General features: G+C 66.2%; 1 protein-coding gene. It reads left to right on the top strand.

What is annotated here, in order from left to right; all coding sequences use genetic code 11:
* Positions 1–651: DUF7927 domain-containing protein (locus ABD907_RS20525; RefSeq protein ID WP_486334148.1), on the top strand; the 651-nt coding region annotated here is incomplete at both ends.

The following is a 651-nucleotide window of genomic DNA, read 5'->3' as shown; positions in this document are numbered from 1 at the left end:
TCGACGGTGCGGCCGGGTGAGACGATCGAGTACACGGTCGCGGTCACTCAGGAGGGTCCGGTGCCCGCGGGTGCGTGGTTCACCGATGACCTGACCGAGGACGTGCTCGATGACGCGGTCTACAACGGTGATGTCGCGGCGGATATCGGCACGGTCGATGTCGTCGACGGGGTCCTGTCGTGGGAGGGCGTGGTCCCGGTCGGTCAGGTCGCGACGGTCACGTATTCGGTGACGGTCAAGGACGTGGCCGGTCTGCAGGCCGAGGGCGACACGTTCGTGAACAACACGGTGAACTCGACCGGGTGTTTGAACGCTCCGGAGAACTGCACCACCGAGCATGAGGTGGGGTACTTCGAGTACTCGAAGACCTCGGATGCGGCGCCGGGCTCGGTCGTCCAGGTCGGTGAGGTCATCACCTACACGGTCCTGGTCGAGCAGCGTGGTGAGGGCGCCGTGCCGGGCGCCTCGATCGAGGACGACCTGTCCGAGGTCTTCGATGACGCGTCGTGGAACGGTGACGCCGAGGCGACGGCGGGTGAGGTGTCCTTGGCGGGGCCGACCCTGTCCTGGTCTGGTGATCTGGCTGTCGGGGACACGGTGACGTTGATCTACTCGGTGACGGTCACCGAGGCGGGTGTCGGTGATGACCAG

It is taken from the genome of Georgenia halophila (genome assembly GCF_039541595.1).
The sequence above is the reverse complement of the archived record's forward strand: the minus strand, read 5'-3'. Positions and strand labels throughout refer to the sequence as shown.